This window comes from Nocardiopsis camelliae, from assembly GCF_028993595.1.
Taxonomy (GTDB): Bacteria; Actinomycetota; Actinomycetes; order Streptosporangiales; family Streptosporangiaceae; genus Nocardiopsis; species Nocardiopsis dassonvillei.
Window position 1 is genome coordinate 1,832,215 of the sequence record NZ_CP118614.1, and the last position, 19,260, is coordinate 1,851,474.

The 19,260-nt window shown below is 73.2% G+C and carries 14 protein-coding genes and 1 riboswitch; of the genes, 10 read left to right on the forward strand and 4 right to left on the reverse strand.

What is annotated here, in order from left to right; all coding sequences use genetic code 11:
• Positions 1-215: 215 nt before the first annotated feature.
• Together PV789_RS08125 and PV789_RS08130 are read left to right on the forward strand one after the other, a co-directional pair.
• The gene (locus PV789_RS08125) at positions 216-1,142 is read left to right on the forward strand and encodes a proteasome assembly chaperone family protein (RefSeq protein ID WP_274976841.1); all 927 of its coding nucleotides are present in this window, start codon (positions 216-218) and stop codon (positions 1,140-1,142) included.
• Positions 1,139-2,308 (forward strand): quinone-dependent dihydroorotate dehydrogenase, encoded by a 1,170-nt coding sequence (locus PV789_RS08130; protein ID WP_274976842.1) that lies wholly within the window; start codon positions 1,139-1,141, stop codon positions 2,306-2,308. The genes PV789_RS08125 and PV789_RS08130 overlap by 4 nt, the downstream gene beginning before the upstream one ends.
• Positions 2,309-2,527: 219 nt before the next feature.
• Here PV789_RS08130 and PV789_RS08135 read toward each other — a convergent pair whose 3' ends face one another.
• A complete protein-coding gene (locus PV789_RS08135) occupies positions 2,528-4,087 on the reverse strand; it encodes a polysaccharide deacetylase family protein (RefSeq protein ID WP_274976843.1) in 1,560 nt (519 codons plus the stop codon).
• A gap of 278 nt (positions 4,088-4,365) precedes the next feature.
• Positions 4,366-5,946 carry a polysaccharide deacetylase family protein gene (locus PV789_RS08140; RefSeq protein ID WP_274978083.1) on the reverse strand — a complete coding sequence of 527 codons (1,581 nt, stop codon included), beginning with the start codon at positions 5,944-5,946 and terminating at the stop codon, positions 4,366-4,368.
• Positions 5,947-6,226: 280 nt separating this feature from the next.
• Positions 6,227-6,387: riboswitch (cobalamin riboswitch) on the forward strand.
• Between the two features lie 165 nt (positions 6,388-6,552).
• Here PV789_RS08140 and metE point away from each other — a divergent pair.
• Positions 6,553-8,853, forward strand: coding sequence for a 5-methyltetrahydropteroyltriglutamate--homocysteine S-methyltransferase (gene metE / locus PV789_RS08145; RefSeq protein WP_274976844.1), 2,301 nt, complete (start codon positions 6,553-6,555; stop codon positions 8,851-8,853).
• A 401-nt stretch (positions 8,854-9,254) separates the two neighbouring features.
• On the opposite strand, the gene PV789_RS08150 is transcribed toward metE, so the two are convergent.
• Entirely contained in the window at positions 9,255-10,358 is a 1,104-nt protein-coding gene (locus PV789_RS08150; protein ID WP_274976845.1) for a DUF3558 domain-containing protein, read from the reverse strand.
• Between the two features lie 452 nt (positions 10,359-10,810).
• Positions 10,811-11,860 carry a coiled-coil domain-containing protein gene (locus PV789_RS08155; protein WP_274976846.1) on the reverse strand — a complete coding sequence of 350 codons (1,050 nt, stop codon included), beginning with the start codon at positions 11,858-11,860 and terminating at the stop codon, positions 10,811-10,813.
• 787 nt (positions 11,861-12,647) lie between these two features.
• Here PV789_RS08155 and PV789_RS08160 point away from each other — a divergent pair.
• From PV789_RS08160 to PV789_RS08190, 7 genes are all read left to right on the forward strand, one after another.
• Complete coding sequence (locus tag PV789_RS08160; protein ID WP_274978084.1) at positions 12,648-13,604, forward strand: methionine ABC transporter ATP-binding protein; 957 nt, start codon at positions 12,648-12,650, stop codon at positions 13,602-13,604.
• On the forward strand, positions 13,601-14,341 hold the full coding sequence (locus PV789_RS08165; RefSeq protein ID WP_047870942.1) for a methionine ABC transporter permease: 741 nt from the start codon (positions 13,601-13,603) through the stop codon (positions 14,339-14,341). The genes PV789_RS08160 and PV789_RS08165 overlap by 4 nt, the downstream gene beginning before the upstream one ends.
• 71 nt (positions 14,342-14,412) lie before the next feature.
• Complete coding sequence (locus tag PV789_RS08170) at positions 14,413-15,273, forward strand: MetQ/NlpA family ABC transporter substrate-binding protein (RefSeq protein WP_274976847.1); 861 nt, start codon at positions 14,413-14,415, stop codon at positions 15,271-15,273.
• Positions 15,274-15,496: 223 nt separating this feature from the next.
• A complete protein-coding gene (locus tag PV789_RS08175) occupies positions 15,497-16,897 on the forward strand; it encodes a GH1 family beta-glucosidase (RefSeq protein WP_274978085.1) in 1,401 nt (466 codons plus the stop codon).
• A gap of 246 nt (positions 16,898-17,143) precedes the next feature.
• Positions 17,144-18,178: a LacI family DNA-binding transcriptional regulator gene (locus PV789_RS08180; RefSeq protein WP_274976848.1), complete on the forward strand. Its 1,035-nt coding sequence runs from the start codon at positions 17,144-17,146 to the stop codon at positions 18,176-18,178.
• Between the two features lie 144 nt (positions 18,179-18,322).
• Positions 18,323-18,541 (forward strand): hypothetical protein, encoded by a 219-nt coding sequence (locus tag PV789_RS08185; RefSeq protein ID WP_274976849.1) that lies wholly within the window; start codon positions 18,323-18,325, stop codon positions 18,539-18,541.
• A gap of 43 nt (positions 18,542-18,584) precedes the next feature.
• The gene (locus PV789_RS08190; protein ID WP_274976850.1) at positions 18,585-19,250 is read left to right on the forward strand and encodes a hypothetical protein; all 666 of its coding nucleotides are present in this window, start codon (positions 18,585-18,587) and stop codon (positions 19,248-19,250) included.
• Positions 19,251-19,260: the final 10 nt, after the last annotated feature.

Genomic DNA, 19,260 nt, shown 5'->3' on the forward strand with positions numbered 1-19,260 from the left:
GGGGTTCGCTTCCCGCACCGGTCGGCGGCGGTGGTGCCGTGGGGCGCGAGCGCCCTCGCGCGGCTCGGTCGGCGGGCTGGTGGGTCGGTATTCTGGAGAAGCAGGGCACAGCCTCCCAGGCGGTGCGAATCGGGCCTTCCCGGCCGTACCCCGGCGTCCGACCGCCGCGTGAGCGCGACCCTGTGACCCCGACCAGTTTTGGAGACGAGAACCCGGTGCGTGACTCCGCAGATCTGTACGAACTCCACCCAGGCTTCGAGGACGTCGCCGGACTGGCGATGCTGGTCTGTCTGGACGGCTTCGTGGACGCCGGACACGCCGGGCGCCAGATGATCACGTCGCTGTTCGACCGGTTCACCGCGGAGGAGGTCGCGACCTTCGACGCCGACCGCCTCGTGGACTACCGCTCGCGCCGCCCGACGATGACCTTCGTCGAGAACACCTGGACCGCCTACGACGCGCCCAAGATCGCCCTGTACCGGATGCACGACGACGAGGGCGCCCCCTTCCTGGTCCTGCACGGCCCGGAGCCGGACCGTGAGTGGGAGGCCTTCGTCGCCGCCGTGGGGAGCCTCGTCGACCGCTTCTCCGTCACGCTGTCCGTCAGCGTCCACGGCATCCCCATGGCGGTCCCGCACACCCGGCCGGTCACGGTCACCCCGCACTCCACCCGCCCCGAGCTGGTCGAGGGGCACACCCCGTGGATCGGCCGCGTCGAGGTGCCCGGCAGCGCCACCTCACTGCTGGAGTACCGGCTCGGCGAGCGCGGCCACGACTTCGTGGGCTACGCCGTCCACGTGCCCAGCTACCTGGCCCAGGCCCAGTACCCGCGCGCGGCCATCGCCGCCGCCGAGTACGTGGCCGGGGCCACCGGCCTGGCCCTGACCACCACGGAGATGGAGGAGGTCGCCGCGGCGACCGACGTCGACATCGCCGAACAGGTCATGGCCTCCGAGGAGATCCAGCGCGTCGTGGCCAACCTGGAGCGCCAGTACGACGACATCATGTCCTCGCGGACCGACCCCCAGGAGCGTCCCACGCTCCCGCTGGCCGACGACGACGCCCAGCTGCCCACCGCCGACGAGCTCGGCGCCGAACTCGAACGCTTCCTCGCCGAGCGCGAGGGCGAGGGAAACGGATGACCGTGTTCTACCAGATGCTCTTCCGCTCGGTCCTGCGCCACATGGACGCGGAGAAGGTCCACAAGCTCAGCTTCGCCGCCCTGCGCGGCGTGACCTCCCTGCCCGCCGTGGCCTCCGCCATGAACGGTGTGCTCGGGCCGCGCGAGCCGGAGCTGACCGTGCACGCCCTCGGGCAGGAGTTCCCCGGCCCGCTGGGGCTCGCGGCCGGTTTCGACAAGAACGCGGAGAGCCCCTCCGGGCTGGCCGCGCTCGGCTTCGGCTTCGTCGAGGTGGGCACCGTCACCGCCCAGCCCCAGCCGGGCAACCCCCGGCCGCGCCTGTCCCGACTGGTGGCCGACCGCGCGATCGTCAACCGCATGGGCTTCAACAACGAGGGGTCGGCCCTGGTCGCCGAACGCCTCCACCACCGGCGCGGCGGCCGCCGTCCCGTGCTCGGCGTCAACATCGGCAAGACCAAGGTCACGCCCGAGGAGGAGGCCCCCGCCGACTACGCCCTCAGCGCCCGGCGCCTGGCCCGCTACGCCGACTACCTGGTGGTCAACGTCAGCTCGCCCAACACCCCCGGACTGCGCAACCTCCAGGGCGTGGAGCAGCTGCGCCCGCTCCTGGCCGCCGTGCGCGGGGCCCTGGCCGAGGCCGACCGACCGGACCTGCCCCTCCTGGTCAAGATCGCCCCCGACCTCGCCGACGAGGACGTCGACGCCGTCGCCGACCTCGCGCTGGCCGAGGGGCTCGACGGCATCATCGCCACCAACACCACCATCTCCCGCGAGGGGCTGACCACCCCCGCGGCGCAGGTGGAGGCGGCCGGTGCGGGCGGCCTTTCCGGCGCCCCCCTCAAGCGGCGCTCCCTGGAGGTGCTGCGCCGCCTGCGCGCCCGCGTTGGCGACCGGGTGACCCTGATCGCCGTCGGCGGCATCGAGACGCCCCTGGACGCCTGGTTCCGTATCCGCGCGGGGGCCAGCCTCGTGCAGGGCTACACCGGTCTCATCTACGGAGGCCCCCTCTGGCCCCGCCGCATCAACCGCGGCCTCGCCCGGCTGGTGCGGGCCTCCGGCCACCGCTCCATCAACGAGGTCGTCGGGGCCGACGTCCCCGCCCCGGTCGCCCCGGCGGCCGGTGGCGGGCAGGGGACGGACCCCGCCGCGGCCACCGCCAGGGGCTGAGCCCGCAGCCGGAGCCCGCACGGACCGTCACAAGGACCGGGTACGCGGACTCGCCGAGCGCCCGGAATCCGCACGCGGACCCGTCACCGGCGAGGCGGTTCGCGGTCCCGCCGCCCGGGGCCGCGTCCGCCGCCGAGGGGCGCGTCGCCACCGCACGGACGCGGCGGCCGGTGGGACACCCCACCGGCCGCCGACGCGCGTGCCGGTCCTCCCCGGACCTCAGGAACCGGCGGGCGCGGACAGCCCCTCGGGCGGGTAGCTCTCGCCGGCCTCCGGGCCTTCATAGACCTGGCTGACGGTCGCGAACTCGTACCCGTCGGCCCGCAGCCGCTCGATGATCTCGGGGACCGCGGCCAGGGTCGGCTCCAGGGTGTCGTGCAGCAGTACCACGCCCCCCGGCCGGGCCCCGCCCACCACGCTCTCCACGACCTCGTCGCGGCTCATGCCGGTCCAGTCCTCGCTGTCCTGGCTCCACAGGATCTCGGCCATGCCCTGACGGCCGATCTCCTCCAGCACCTCCGGCGAGCTGTCGCCGAACGGCGGCCGGAACAGTTCCACGGTGTGCCCCGTCTGACGGCGCACCATCGCGCTCACCGCGGCCACCTGGTGGACCAGCTCCTCGCCCTCGAAGGACTCGGGCATGCGCTCGTGCAGGTGGTTGTGGCTGCCGATCTCGTGCCCCTCCGCGTAGATCTGACGCGTGACGCTGGGCCGGGTCAGCGCCGGGTTGCCGTTGAGGAAGAAGGTGGCCGCCACCTCCTCCTCCGCCAGCAGGTCCAGCAGTCGCGGAGTCGTCGCGACCGGTCCGTCGTCGAAGGTCAGCGCGATGCACTTGGCCTCGGCGCAGTCCAGGTCGGGGTCTCCCGCCGAGACCACCCCCGGCACCCGCGGCTCGGCCGGGGGCTCGCTGCCGGGCGCCTCCACGGTCAGCACGGGCTCCTCCGCCACGGCGGCCTCCCGCGCCCGCTCGCCCAGGCCGGACAGCAGGGGCGCGGCCTCCTCGGCGGGCACCACCGCGACCATCCGCCCCGGCGCCGAGGACGGTGGGTGGCCCTCCACGATCGGGGACAGGTCCCCGTCGTCGAACTCCACCACCAGGTCCCCGTCGGCGTTGAACCCCATCGAGTCGTAGGTGCGCATCACCGGGTGCAGCCCCTGCGCGTCCACCGCCTCCTCGTCGGCGAACGAGTCCCGGACGATCCCGTTGAGCTCCCGGAGCGCCGCGTCGTCGGCCAGCAGTTCGGTGGAGTAGGCGGTGTGGCCGGTGGACACGTCGTACCAGTACGTCCCGTACCCCTGGCGCAGCCCGTGGAAGTCCTCCTCGGTGCGCACCAGGCGCACGCCCAGGACCCCGTTCCCGGCGGCGACCACCTCCCAGTCGACGCCCAGGTTCACCGGGTCCCGGCTGGCGCCCCGGTAGTCGCGCACCTCCTGGTCCACCCGGGCGGCCAGGTCCTCGGCGAAGGCGTCGGCGCCCGCGAACACGGGGTAGGCCACGTCGATCGTGAGCCCCTCGGGCTTGTACGGGTGGTCCTCGAAGTCGGAGGCGTCCCCGCGCCACTCGGTGACCCCGTCCCCCGGTTCCGCCGCCACCACCGTGATCAGTTCCGGTTCCTCACCGCCCCCGGAGGCGATCCCCTCGGTGCCGCACGCGGCCAGGGGCAGGACCAGCGCGGCCAGCGCCGCCCCGGACCACCGGGCTCTGCGCTCCCACGGCCGGCTCCCCCCGGCCCCGGGGCAGGGGGCGGCCTCGTTCGGGTGGACTCGAGTCGACGACAACACCGGACTCCCTCATCCCTCAGCGGGTGGCCAACACGGCTGCTGCTGGGAGCAACATAGGGGACGCCCCCACCCGTCCCGGGGTGGTGACCACATGTGGTCACCACCCCGGGACGGGCGACGCGCCGGAGACCGGGAACGCCCGTGCGGGCGCCCTACCGGCACCGCCCGGTGCCCTCACACGGTTCCGCTTCCCGTGTGGCCCACCGGCCGCGGCCCCGAAGTCCTCCCTGGGCCATCCTCACCCGGACCGCCCGCCGCGCCGTGACGCCGCGCCCTCAGGCCCCCTCGGAAGCCTCCTCGGCCCCCTCAGCGGGCTCCTCGGAGGGCTCGGCGCCCTCCTCCGGGGCGTCGGGGACCCCGTCCATGTAGGTCTCGCCGGGGGTCGTGGTCCCCAGCAGCTGGGACACCGTGACCATGGTGTACCCCTGCTCGTGCAGTTCCCGGATCGCCGTACGGGAGGCGTCGACGGTGGTGCCGTGGATGTCGTGCATGAGGATGATCGCCCCGTCCGAAGCGCCCTCCAGCACCCGGTCGTGGATCACCGGGGCCTTGCGGTCCTTCCAGTCGAGGGTGTCCACGCTCCACAGGATCTGGGCCAGGCCCATGTCCGCGGTCACCGAGGCCACGCCCTCGTCGGTCGAGCCGTAGGGCGGACGCATGAGGTCCATGGTGTAACCCGTCTCGCGGTACACCAGCGCCTGCACGATGTCCAGGTCCGCGCGCACCCCTCCCGCGCCCAGACCGGCCAGGTCGGGGTGGTTCAGGGTGTGGTTGGCGATCTCGTGCCCCTCGGCGTAGGCGCGCCGCACCGTGTGCGGGTGCTCCATGACGGGGTTGCCGGTGACGAAGAACGTGGCCCGCGCGTCGTACTCGGCGAGGGCGTCCAGCAGTTCGGGGGTGCGCCCGCCGGGGCCGTCGTCGTAGGTCAGCGCCACGCACTTGGTGTCGGGGTCGGAGCAGTCGACGCCGGGGTCCACCGCGGGCACCTGTCCGGGCACGGCGCCGTCCTCCTGGCCGTCCTTGTCGGCCCGGGGCGGGGCGGCGATGGAGAAGTCGTCCACGCCCACGGTCGCGGCGTCTCGCACGCGCAGTCCCAGCTCGGACAGCAGGCCCTCGGCCTCACCGGCGGCGACCACCGCGCGCGTGCGGCCCTCCTGCGCCGGGGCCACCTGCCCGGCGTCGAACTCCACGACCAGGTCCCCGTCGGGGTTGAAGCCCACCGAGTCGTACAGGGAGCTGATCGGGTGGATGACGTCGGGGTCGGCCGGGCCCTCCCCGTCCTCCCCGCTCCCGACGGCGTCGCGCACCAGGCCGTTGAGCTCCTCCAGCTGCTCCTGGCCGCCGACCAGCGCGGCGGAGGGGTGGTGCGCCGCGGTCTCGGTGTCGTACCAGTAGGTGGTGTAACCCTCCCGGGACCCCTCGGAGTCGGTCTCCACCCGGGTCACGCGGACCCCCAGCAGGCCGTCGCGCGCCGCGGTCAGGTTCCACCCCGCCTCGAAGGAGACCGCGCCGGGGTTGGCCGCCTCGAAGGCGCGCACCTCGTCGGTCAGCTCGCGCTCCAGGAAGTCGGCCAGCGGCTCGGCGTTGGGGATCACCGGGTAGGTCACCGAGACGGAGATCTCCCCGTCGTAGGGCAGCTCGGCCTCCTCCACGTCCGCCACGGCGGCCGCGTCCACCTCGGTGAGCCCGTCGGGCTCGCCGGAGGCCGGGGGAGGCGGCTCGCTCTCGGAGAGCGGCGCTCCCTGCGTCCGCGGCCCTGGCTCGGGCTCTCCGGAGGAGCGGGTGGCGAACAACACCATGCCCGCCAGGACCGCCAGGGCTACCACGACCGTGATCAGGGGGTGGTCCGGTGCCATGGCGAGGCGGGACTGCTTATTCACGAGGGAATCTCCACGTTCATCGCTCAGACGAACGTCCGCGGGGAGCAGAGAGGGCTCACCCGCGCAACGCTTGACTTCGTGTGTGACGCCGGCCGAAGGACGGGGGTTCTCACCGTCCGGACCGTGCGCATGGGGCCGCACGCCGGGTGCATGGGCGAAGGGGGCCCTCCCTATACTTGCAGCCGTGGAAGGTACATGATCCACCCCCGCGTCCCGGGCCCGGCCCGGAACGAACGGGGCGGAACCATGTCGCAAGAGGGAACCCGGTGCGAGTCCGGGACTGCCCCGCAGCGGTATGGGGGAACGAACGCCGCCATGAGCACTGGTAGTGCCGGTCGCCGAGACCGGAAACCGGGAAGCGGCGGCCAGTAGGAGGAGCGGTGTCCGCACCGCCCGCGCCCCCGAGTCCGAAGACCTGCCTCCACCCGGCGACGCACCCGCGGCGCCGGCGGTCCCGCGCCCCGAGGGAGGGCCGGAGGCGGTGGCAGGTCCGGTGCGCGCCCGCGGCGCGTCCGTCGGCGTGCCCGCCCCTCTTCTCCTCCCCGCGGCCGGTACCCGGCTTTCGACGAGGGAGAGAAGCTCATGACCACGACCCCCGCGCCTTCCGCGGCCCCGGGCGGACCACGTCCCTCCGTGCGCTCGACCGTGCACGGCTACCCGCGCATCGGCCCCGACCGCGAGCTCAAGCGCGCCTGCGAGTCCCACTGGAGGGGCCGCACCACCGCCCGGGAACTGGACGGGGTCGCCGCCGACCTGCGCCTGGGCGTCTACGCCCAGCTGCGCGAGGCCGGTGTCGACGACATCCCCTCCAACACGTTCTCCTACTACGACCACGTGCTGGACACCGCGGTCCTGTTCGACCTGGTCCCCTCCCGCTTCGCCCCGCCCGCCGCGGCGCCGGACCGCGAGGAGGAGCTGCGCCGCTACTTCGCGCTCGCCCGCGGCGAGCAGGGCGCCCCTCCGCTGGAGATGACCAAGTGGTTCGACACGAACTACCACTACCTGGTCCCCGAGCTCTCGCCCGGCACGCGTCCGCGCCTGGTGGGCGACAAGCCCGTCGCCGAGTTCCGTGAGGCCGCCGAGGCGGGCTTCCACACCCGCCCGGTCCTGGTCGGCCCGCTCACCTTCCTGCTGCTGGCCAAGCCCGCCGACGGCGCCCCCGAGGGCTGGGAACCGGTCCAGCTGCTCGACCAGCTCCTGGACGCCTACGCCCAGCTCCTCGGCGACCTGCGGGCCGCGGGCGCCACCGAGGTCCAGCTGGACGAGCCGATCCTGGCCACCGACGAGGGCCGCGCCGCCGTCGGCCACCTGGAGCACGCCTACCAGCGCCTGGGCGCGGTCACCGACCGGCCCTCCCTGCTGGTGTCCACCTACTTCGGCTCCATCGGCTCCGCGGCCCTGCGCGTCCTCAAGGAGTCCGCGGTCGAGGCGGTCGGCCTGGACCTGGTCACCGACGACGAGGGCGTGGACGACCTGGTGCGGATCTCCGGCCTGGGCGCCACCCGCCTGGTCGCGGGCGTGGTGGAGGGACGCAACGTCTGGCGCACCGACATCCCGGTCGCCGTCGCCGCGCTCGGCACCCTGCTGGCCCTCACCGACGAGCTGACCGTGAGCACCTCCTGCTCCCTGCTGCACGTGCCCCTGGACCTGGACGCCGAGACCTCCCTGGCCCCCGAGCTGCGCGGGGCCCTGGCCTTCGCCCGGCAGAAGGCCCGGGAGACGGCTCTGCTCGGCCGCGTGCTGTCCGAGGGGGCCGAGGCCGAGTACACCGGTCGGGGCGGCGTCCGTCCCCCCGCCTTCACCGACGCGCGCGTGCGCGCCCGCCTCGACGCCCTGGGCCCGGACGCCTACGAGCGCCCGCGGGAGCGCGGCAGGCCCACCGACACCCCGCTCACCACGACCACCATCGGTTCCTTCCCCCAGACCGCCGAGCTGCGCCGCGCCCGCGCCGCGCACCGCAGGGGGGAACTGGCCGAGGACGCCTACAAGGCCGTCCTGCGCGAGGAGGTCGACCGGGTCGTCGCGCTCCAGGAGGAGATCGGCCTGGACGTGCTCGTGCACGGCGAGCCCGAGCGCAACGACATGGTCCAGTACTTCGCCGAGCAGCTGGAGGGCTACGCCACCACCGAGAACGGCTGGGTGCAGTCCTACGGTTCGCGGTGCGTGCGCCCGCCGATCCTGTTCGGCGACGTCTCGCGTCCGGCGCCGATGACGGTCGAGTGGACCACCTACGCCCAGTCGCGCACCGACAAGCCGGTCAAGGGCATGCTGACCGGCCCGGTCACCATGCTCGCCTGGTCGTTCGTGCGCACCGACCAGCCGCTGGGCGAGACCGCCCGCCAGGTGGCCCTGGCTCTGCGCGACGAGGTCGCCGACCTGGAGCGCGCCGGGATCCGCCACATCCAGGTGGACGAGGCGGCCCTGCGCGAACTGCTGCCGCTGCGCTCGGAGCACCGGGCGCGGTACCTGGACTGGGCGGTGGGCTCCTTCCGCCTGGCCACGTCGGGGGTGTCGCCGTCCACGACCGTCCACACGCACATGTGCTACTCCGAGTTCGGGCTGATCGTCGGCGGCATCGAGGCGCTGGACGCCGACGTCACCAGCGTGGAGGCCGCACGCTCGCGCATGGAGCTGGTGCGGGACCTGGGCGAGCGGGGCTACAGGCGCGGGATCGGCCCGGGCGTGTACGACATCCACTCCCCGCGGGTGCCCTCGGTGGAGGAGATCGAGGGGTCGCTGCGGCTGGCGGTCGCGCACATCGACGCCCAGAACCTGTGGGTGAACCCCGACTGCGGCCTCAAGACGCGCGGTTACGCCGAGGCCGAACAGGCCCTGCGCAACATGGTCGAGGCGGCCCGCCGGGTGCGCGCCGACCTGGTGTGAGCCCGGCAGTGTTTTTTGGACATCCGCTTCGGCCCGCCCGTCGCCCGCCATCGCCCGTCGGGGACGCTGCGCGTCGGGACGGGTCACCGCCCTCAACGGACGCCTGCGGCGCGGTGTCTTCCTTGCTCGGGCGCCCGGAGAACGGGAATCGGGTTGAAGCAGGCACAGCGGTGCCTCCGGTGAGACGGCTCGTGCCCACACCGTCGCCCACCACCCTCGACGGACGCCTACGGCGCGGTCCTGCTTGCAGCCTCACCTCCAGCCCCTCCAGAACCCCGTGGGCACCCGAACCGACCCCCACAAGCTGAGGTCGATCCAAAAAGAGTCCCCGGGAGGCTGACATGCGAGAGGGGGCCGCGGCGAACGCCGCGGCCCCCTCGTGCCGTGTCCGGTCAGCCGCCTCAGGCGCCGACCAGGGCCAGCGCCTCGGCGCCGGCGTTGAGCATGATCTCCTCGACGTTGTCGGGCATGACCAGGTCCTCGGCGGAGGCGTCCTCGGTGAAGGGCGGGTGCATCTGGTACTGGACCCGGATGTTGAGGTTGGCGCTGCGGATCACCAGCGTGGCCTCGGGGATGTCCTCACCCAGGAAGTCGTACTTGGTGAGGACGTAGTGGGCCTCGTCGCCGAGGTCCACCTCCTTGTCCTCCTCCACGTTCGCGGCGTCGTAGAAGGTGTTGTAGTCACCCTCGCCCCTGAGCTCCTGCACCGCGGTCTGGAAGTCGCTGGTGGCTGCCTCGACGGAGTCGGCGGCGGAGTAGGGGACCTGGTAGCTGATCTCGAACATCGCGTAGCTCTCGGAGGGGTTGCCCTCCGGGGCGGCGCCTTCGAGGCTCTCGCAGTAGGAGTTGTTGTCCTGGACGTACTTGTCGCCCTCGTCCTGGATCAGGAAGTCGGAGAGCACCTGGTCGGTGAAGGCCTGGCAGGGCTCGGTGGGGACGGCGTAGGGGGGCTCGCCCGCGGGGGCCGCGTCGGGGGCGGGCTCGGACGTCTCACCGCCGCCGGTGGTCTCCTCCGTGCTCGGGGCGGGCTCGGGCTCGGGGGTGACGGTCTGCTGCCCGCCGCCGTTGGTGACGAGCATGACCAGGACGGCGATGACCAGGACGACGATCACGACGCCGCCGCCGATCACGACCCACAGGCCCGCCTTGTTGCCGCCGCCCTGGGGCTGCTGCGGCGGAGGGGGGTACCCGGGGCCGCCGGGACCGCCGCCGTAGGGCGGCTGGCCGCCCGCGTACATCTGCTGGTCCGGGGAGCCGGGGAAACCCGCGGGACCGCCGTAGGGCGGCTGGCCGCCGGTTCCGGGGTCGCCGTAGGGACCGCCGTGGGGCGGCTGTCCTCCGGTGTTCGGGTCGCCGTAGGGGCCGCCGTGGGGCGGCTGTCCTCCGGTGTTGGGGTCGCCGTAGGGGGCGCCGTGGGGCGGGCCGTAGGGCGGTTGGCCCCCACTGTTGTCCCCACCGCCGTATGGGTTCTGCGGCGGCTGGTTGTATGGTCCGTTTTCGCTCATGGCTCCCCTCGCCCGTGTGTGATGACCGTGTTGTCTGGGACGCGTGTGTGCGCCGTTGGGTTCTCACGACTTCCCGTGCGGCCCCGGAAGGGGGCACGGTGGCCGTGTGGGGGAGGCGCACCTGTCGCCACTGCCGTCCCGCGGGCGAGGGCGGGGGAGTGGGCGGGCGTTCCCCGCCTCCGTGCGGAGGTTGCGGTGGACCGGGGACCGGCCACCGGGGGCGGTGGCCGGACGGAGCCGAAGGCGTCCTTCGGTCCGGGCCGGGACGTGTGCATCCTAGCCGTGAGCGGTGTCCCCTGGGCAGGTCAGACCGGGGGTAGCAGGGTGAATCGTCACTGTTTTGTGTCGGTTGTGCAGGAACTCATCACGCACGTGACGCAATCGTGACGCCGTTCCCCGCGCGGTCGCGCCCCGCGCGGGGTAATGGGGCGTCCGTCGGGGGCGCCGCCGGATCAGAACATCGAGATGTGCACGTGGTCGAAGTGGTTCTCGGTGATGCTGCCGCGGTCGGCCATGTCGCGCCAGCCCTCGTCGCCGCGGCGGATGTCCCAGATCTGCTGCCGGTAGATGATGTACATGATCCCGAGGCGGTCGGCGTTCTCCTGGGCCCACTCGGCGATCGCGTAGCCGCGGTCGATCTGCTCCTGTGGGGGCGTGTTCCCGTTGGGGTCCACCATGAAGTCGCAGGCGCGGCCCTTGGGGTGCTCGCCGACCACCCAGCCGCCGACCGCCCGGTAGCAGCCCACGCCGCCCACGTCCCTGCCCTCGCCGAACTCCTCGATGATCAGCTCGCGCATCTGCTCGGTGCGCGGGGTGATGTTGTACTGGCCGCCCATCGGCTGCACGGGGTGGTCCGCGATCATCTCCTGGACCTCCTCGCGGCGCCCCTCCAGCTCGTCCAGGTCCTCCTCAGCCGCGGCCAGCTGCTCCTCGGCGTTCTCCTGCGCGGTCTCGTCGCGCTCCAGGGCCTGGCTGAGCTGGTCGATCTTGTCCTGGTTGCTGGTGGACAGGTAGTCGATCACCACCGCGCGGTCGATGATCTCGTCGGGGTCGGCCTCGACGAACAGCGACATGGACAGGCCGATCCCGCTGCTGGTGTAGGTGGCCACCGCCAGGGCGCGCACCTGCTCGCGCGCGTCCTCGACGTCCTCGCGGGTGCTCTGGGCCCGCTCCTCGGCACGCTCGGCCTCCTGGATGACGCCCTCCATGTCGCGCAGTTCGCCGTTGAACTCCTCGCTCAGGGTCTCCGCGCGGTCCTGGAGGGCGCTCATGTCCTCCGGCTCGGCGGGCACCGGCGCCGCCACCGCCGTGCCCTGGGGTGCGAACAGGAAGCCGCCCAGCACGGCCAGCGCCAGCGCGGCCACACGCGCGCGGCCCGGGCGCGCAGCGGCGGCGAGGAGCCCCGCCAGGGCCCGGGCGCGGTCCGGCAAGCTGAGTTCGGGAGGGTCGGGAGCCCAGAAGTCGGCGAATTCGTCCACTCGGCTCAGGTCGTCGGGCTGCACGGTGTGGTCGCTCCTCGGGCCCGCACGGCCCCCGGGCACGGGGGCGGAGCGGGCGCTGTTTCTCGTCGTTTCCCCAGAGGGGCCGACAGCCGCGGGAGCGGCCTTCGGCCCTGGCCTCCCGCGCACACCCGGGAGCCGGGGGCGAGAGTAAAGGGACCGTCATGAGTGTAGGCACTCGCGCGGTTATTCGGGAGGGACGGGACGAATCCACCGTGCCGCGAGGGCCTCGATGTGGTGGAGGTAACCCGATCCGAACAGCGAAATCGGGTGAACCGACCCTTTTCCCCGTGGTTGAGTAGGAAACGTGAAGGCTTGTGCGCACGACCCAGCGACCACCGCGCCCACGCGGTCGGACACCGCCGAGCGGTGTCTTCCGCTGCCCGGCGGGCGCTGTCGTGTCCGCCCGGTCCCGTGGATCCGCCCGCAGCCCCCGGACACCGGGGGCTGAGGCCCGCCTTCTCGAACCGGCCCCAGTCCGCGGGGATCGGTTCGGGCGCCCGGACACAAGGATGACTGCGCGCAGCGTCCGTTGAGGGCGGTGGCGGGCGACGGGCGGGACGAAGCGGAGCGGAGGTCCGAAGGGACACCGCCGCCGAGGGCGGCGCGTCCCCCGACCGGCCGCCCCGCGCGGACGGGCCGCCGCCGACACCCGCCCGACCACCGGCGCGCCGCCGCCCGCGCCCGCGGGGCGCTTCCGTACGCTCGGACGCGGGCGACGGGCCCGCGCCGGACCCCGCCGGGCGCCACACCACCGCCAGACGTCGATGGGAACACCGTGATTGACGCAGTGGGCCTCCACAAGGCCTACAGGTTGAAGAAGCACCGGGTGACCGCCCTGGACGGGGTCGACCTGCACGTCGAGCCCGGCGAGATCTTCGGTGTGGTCGGACAGAGCGGCGCGGGCAAGAGCACCCTGCTGCGCTCGGTCAACCTCCTGGAGCGCCCCGACGCCGGAACGGTCCGGGTCGACGGCGAGGAGCTGACCGCGCTGCGCGGCGCGCGGCTGCGGGTCGCCCGCCGCCGCATCGGCATGGTGCACCAGCACTTCGCCCTGCTGTCCTCGCGCACCGTCGCGGGCAACGTGGCCTTCCCCATGGAGGTCTCCGGCGTCGACCGCACCCGCCGCAGGAGGCGCGTGGGCGAACTCCTCGAACTCGTGGGCCTGGGGGACAAGGCGCGCGCCTACCCCTCCCAGCTCTCCGGCGGCCAGAAGCAGCGGGTGGGCATCGCCCGCGCGCTGGCCTCCGACCCCAAGGTGCTGCTCAGCGACGAGGCCACCTCCGCACTCGACCCGGCCACCACCGACGCAATCCTGGCCCTGCTGCGCCGCCTGCGCGACGAACTGGGCCTGACCATCCTGCTGATCACCCACGAGATGGACGTGATCAAGAGGATCTGCGACTCCGCGGCGATCATGGAGAACGGCGCGTTCCTGGAGTCCGGCCGGGTGCTCGACCTCATCGGCACCCCCGGCTCGCTGCTGGCGCGCTCCCTCTTCCCGCTTCCCGCGCACGGCGGGCCCGACACGGTCTACGTCACCTACCCGCGCTCCTTCGACGAGCCGCTCATGTCCGAGCTCACCCGCCGCTTCGACGTGGACGTCAACATCCTGGGCGGCGGCGTGGAGGAGGTCGCCGGGCAGTCCGTGGGCCGCCTGAGCGTGGACCTGCGCGGCGGCCGCCGCGACCAGGCGCTCGCCTACCTGTCCGAGCACGGCCTGCTGGTCGAGGAGGCCCGCAAGTGAGCACCAACCCCGCCGACGTCCTGCACCTGGCCGCCGCGACCGGGGGCACCGGTCCCTGGGACGCCGTCGTCGCGTTCGTCCAGGCCTGGCCCGCGATGTGGCCCGACCTGTGGCTGGGCACCCTGGACACCGTCTACATGGTGTGGTGGGCCACCGTCGTCAGCGTCCTGTTCGGCCTGCCGCTGGGCGTGCTGCTGGTGGCCACCGACCGGGGCGGGCTCATCCCCGCACCCGCCGTGCGCGCCGTGCTCAGCGCCGTCGTCAACATCGGCCGCTCCCTGCCGTTCATCGTGCTGATGGTGGCCGTGCTCTCCCTCACCCGCCTGCTGGTGGGCACCACCCTGGGCCCCACGGCCGCGATCGTTCCCCTGAGCATCGGCGCGATCCCCTTCTTCGCCCGCCTGGTGGAGACCTCCCTGCGCGAGGTGGACCGCGGGGTCGTGGAGGCCGCGCACGCCATGGGCACCCGCCGCGTCACCATCGTGGGCAAGGTGATGCTGCCCGAGGCCATGCCCGGCCTCATCGCGGGCCTGGTGATGACCGTGGTCACGCTCATCTCCTACTCGGCGATGGCCGGCGCCATCGGCGGCGGCGGTCTGGGCGACCTGGCCATCCGCGAGGGCTACCAGCGCTTCAACGACCACTACCTGTGGGCCACCGTCATCCTGCTCATCGTCATCGTGCAGATCGCGCAGAGCCTGGGCGACCTGCTGGTGCGTCGCCTGGCGCGGCGCTGACGCGACGGGGTACACCAGAGAACGACCCCCTCCCCCCAGGAGTTGTCCCGGAGACACGGAGGGAGACGGCGATGACCGAGGACGCGAGGAGGCGCGCGGTGCGGGGCGCCGCCGCGGCGACGGCGGTGGCCCTGCTGGCGGCCTGCGGCAGCCCCAGCGAACGGGCGCGGGAGGAGACCGGCGGGGAGGACGTGACCGTCCTGCGGATCGGCGCGACGCCGACGCCGCACGCCGAGATCCTGGAGTTCGTCGACGAGAACCTGGCGGCCGACGCGGGGCTGGCCCTGGACGTGTCCGTCTACACCGACTACAACCAGCCCAACGCGGCGCTGGCCGAGGGCGAACTGCACGCCAACTACTACCAGACGCGGCCGTTCCTGGAGGAGTACCTCCAGGGCAACCCGGACGCCGACCTGAGCTACGTGACGGACGTGCACCTGGAGGCCTTCGGCATCTACTCGCAGGAGCTGACCGACCTGGCGGACCTGCCCGAGGGCGCACAGATCGGCGTGCCCAACGACACCTCCAACATGGGCCGGGCTCTGGACCTGCTCGACACCGAGGGCGTCATCACCCTGGCCGACACGGGCGAGGAGGCGCCCACGGTCGACGACATCGAGGACAACCCGCTCGGCGTCACGGTCACCCCGGTGGAGGCGGCCCAGCTGCCGCGCTCCCTCCAGGACCTGGACGCGGCGGTGGTCAACGGCAACTACGCCCTGGAGGCCGACCTGGTCTCCACCGCCAACGTGCTGGCCTGGGAGGAGACCGGGGACAACCCCTACGCCAACGGGCTGGTGGTGGCCACGCACGACATCGGCGACGAGGAGATCGCCCGGCTCGACGAACTCCTGCACAGCGGCGAGGTGCGCGCGTTCATGGAGGACCGCTGGCAGGGCGTCGTGGTACCCGTCGGCGGGGAGGGCACCTGAGGGCGGCGTCGGGCGGTCGTGCGGGCCGCGCCGCGGGCCGCCCCCCGGAGCGCCCGTGCGGGACGCTCCGCGGCGTCGCGGAACCGTCTCCGGCACCGCCTGCCCGTAACGTTTGGATTGCGGTGCCGAGGCTGTTGATTGACATCAAGGTACTTCTCTGTTTCTTTTATGGGAGCGCTCCCAAAACGATGTCCCCTCGTCATGGAAGGTGCGTACACCAGCAGTGAACAACCGCAACGATTTCCCTGAGGGCTTCCTCTGGGGGGCGGCCACCGCCTCGTTCCAGATCGAAGGCGCCACGACCGCCGACGGCCGCGGCCGCAGCATCTGGGACACCTTCGCCGAGACCCCCGGCAAGGTCCTGGGCGGAGACACCGGCGACCCCGCCGACGACCACTACAACCGCTACGCCGACGACGTCGCGCTCATGAGCCAGCTCAACCTGGGCGCGTACCGCTTCTCCGTCGCCTGGCCGCGGATCATCCCCGAGGGCACCGGCGCCGTGAACCAGGCCGGGATCGACTTCTACGACCGCCTGGTGGACACCCTCCTGGCGGCCGGGATCCAGCCCTGGGCGACCCTCTACCACTGGGACCTGCCCCAGCCGCTGGAGGACGCGGGGGGCTGGCCCCACCGCGACACCGCCTACCGCTTCCGCGACTACGCCCAGGTCGTGGCCGAGGCCCTCGGCGACCGCGTCAGCAACTGGATGACCATCAACGAGCCCTGGTGCTCGGCCTTCCTCGGCTACGAGAACGGTCACCACGCGCCGGGCCACAAGGACCCGGCCGCTGCCCTGGCCGCCGCGCACCACCTCCTGCTGGGCCACGGCCTGGCCGTCGAGGCGATCCGCTCCACCGGTCACACCGCCCGGGTGGGCCTGGCCCACAACCAGGCGGTCATCCGCCCCCACGGGCCCAGCGCCGCGGACGCCCGCGCCGCCCGCCGCGCCGACGGCGTGCGCAACCGCATCTTCACCGACCCCCTGCTCAAGGGCCGCTACCCCGCGGACGTCAGGGAGGACCTCGCCGGCGTCACCGACTTCTCCTTCATCCAGGACGGCGACCTGGAGATCACCTCCGCCCCCCTGGACTTCCTGGGCGTCAACTACTACTCGCCCGAGTTCGTCGCCGCCTCCGCCAAGGGTCTGGACCCCGCGCTGGTCAGCGGCGAGGGCGGCGCCTGGCTCGGCGCCGAGCCCGAGGAGGTGCACGTCTCGCAGGGGCTGCCCGTCACGCACATGGGCTGGGAGATCGACCCCACCGGCCTGTTCGACGTGCTCTCCCGCCTGGCGGGGGAGAGCGGTGGCATCGACCTCTACGTCACCGAGAACGGCTGCGCCTTCGAGGACACCGTCACCGAGGCCGGCGAGGTCAACGACACCGACCGGATCGACTACTACGAGGGCCACCTGAGGGCGGCCAAGGAGGCCGTTCTGGCCGGAGTGCCCCTGCGGGGTTACTTCGCCTGGTCGCTCCTGGATAATTTCGAGTGGGCGTGGGGGTACTCCCGCCGGTTCGGCATCGTGCACGTCGACTACGAGACGCAGCGCAGGATCATCAAGGACAGCGGTCACTGGTACGCCGAACTGGCCAAGACGGGGCAGTTCCCCGAGCGCCGGTAACGCGTCCCGTGGACGCCGCCCGCCGCGCGGCGGGCGGGTGCCCGCGGAGCACGTCCTGGAGTACGCCGGACCTCCGCCGCGCACGGCGGAGGTCCGGCGTACCGCGGAAGGACCGTGGGGTGTCCCGAGGGGCACCCCACACAGTCGTTCCGGGCGGGTATGACCGTGGATGCCCGTCGCACACGCCGCCGTCCCGGGGAAGCAGTCCCCGGGACGGCGGGACACGATCCCAGAGGGAGCCTCGAAGTGGCCAAGACCGGTGCTGGTCGGAAGCGTCCGACCCTGGAGATGGTGGCGCAGCGCGCCGGGGTCGGACGAGGGACCGTCTCGCGGGTGATCAACGGGTCCGCGCAGGTGAGCCCCCGCACCAGGGAGGCCGTGCACGCCGCGATCGCCGAACTCGGCTACAGCCCGAACCAGGCCGCGCGCACCCTGGTCACCAGGCGCACCGACACGATCGCGCTGGTCGTCTCCGAGCCCCGGGACCGGCTGTTCTCGGACCCCTTCTTCGCCGACATCATCCGCGGCGTGAGCTCGGTCCTGCACGAGCGCGACCTCCAGCTCATGCTCACCACGGCCCGGACCGAGGCCGAGCACAAGCGCGTGGGCGACTACCTCAGCGGCTTCCACGTGGACGGCGCGCTGCTGATCTCCCTGCACAGCGACAACCCGCTCTCGGCCCGTCTGGCCGAGGCCGGGGTACCGGTCGTCCACGGCGGCCGCCCGCACTCGCCCGAACAGCCCGCGCCCTACTGCGTCGACATCGACAACATCGGCGGGGCCCGGATGGCCATCCGCCACCTCCTGGAGCGCGGCCGCCGACGGGTGGCCGCCATCACCGGCCCCCTGGACATGGACGCCGGTGTGGAGCGCCTGCGCGGCTACCGCGAGGTCATGGCCGCCGCCGGGCTGGAGGTGGACGACCGGCTCGTCGTGCAGGGCGACTTCAGCGTGGAGGGGGGAGCCGAGGCGATGGAGCGGCTCCTGGACACCGGGCTGGAGCCCGACGCGGTGTTCGCCGCCTCCGACATGATGGCGCTCGGCGGGCTGCGTGTGCTGCGCGCACGCGGTCTGAGCGTGCCGGGGGACGTGGCCCTGGTGGGCTACGACGACACCGTCATGGCCCAGCACAGCGACCCGCCGCTGACCACCGTCCACCAGCCCACGGTGCAGATGGGGCAGGAGATGGCGCGGCTGCTGGTGGACGTGGCGATCCCGCGCACGGCGGAGGCCGAGACCGTCATGCTCGGCACCCACATGGTCGTGCGCGAGTCCGGCTGAGCCGAGAGGCCTCCGGGCAACGTCCCAGCCCGCGCACGCACCCTCCCGCAGCGCTCTGACCCGCCCGTTCACGCCCTCCCGGGTGGACGCGGCGCGGTGACTGTGCAAGGCTGGTCGCGATTTCGCGGGAGACGGTGGGAGCGCATGGAGCGGGAGCCGACACACAACCGGTGTGCGATTTCCTCGTGCGGATGGTGCGAACGGGACGGCGTCGAGTGCCGGTTCTGCTCCGGCACGGGCTGGTGGCGACCCGAGCGGCCGCATCGCGACGGCAGCGGGGTGATCGTCTGGCTCCGCGTCGACGAGCCCTGCCGCGGGTGCGCGGGCACGGGCAAGGAGCACAGTCCCACCGCCGCCCTCTGAGCGGGGGCGCGCCGCCCCTTCCGCGGTGGACAAGGAGAAGCACATGCGCTGGGTGACCTATCTGTCGCCGAGCGGCGGCAGCGAGCGCGCCGGAGCCCTGGACGACGGCGACGTGCTGGGCAGCCCGGACCCCGTCCGCCTCGCCGACCTGCTGGAGGCGGGCGGTGACGCCCTGGCCGGGGCGCACGAACGCGCCGTCGCCGCGCCGATCGAGATCATCGTCGAGCCGGAGGCGCGCATGTGCGCCCCGCTGGTCCCCGCCGAGCCGGTGCCGGTCCGGGCGGGCGACGACGTCTGGCGGGTCCCCCCGGAACTGGTGCGGGGCTCGGACGACGCCGTGCCGCCCCGGGCGAGGTCGGCCCGTGTGGGCGTGGCCGCCGTCTCCGGGGGAGGGGCCCCGGTGAGCGCCTACACGCCCGCCTGCCTGTGGCTGGACGGCGAGGGGCGGCCGGTGCAGCTGACCCTGGGGCCGGTGCTGACCACCGCCGACGAGGTGCCCGGGCAGCCGCTGAGCGTGAGCGCCTCGGTGGAGGAGGGGGAGCTGGGCCGCGGCCTGGCCGATCCCGCGCATGAGTGGCTGGTGTCGGGCCCCGGGCGCGTGCGCGCGCTGCTGCCGGTGGCGACACCGCCGCTGGAGACCGACGACGAGCTGTTCGTGGACGCCGACGTCCTGGGCACCTTCGAGGTCCGGGTCGGCTCCCAGGTCTGACCGCGACCGC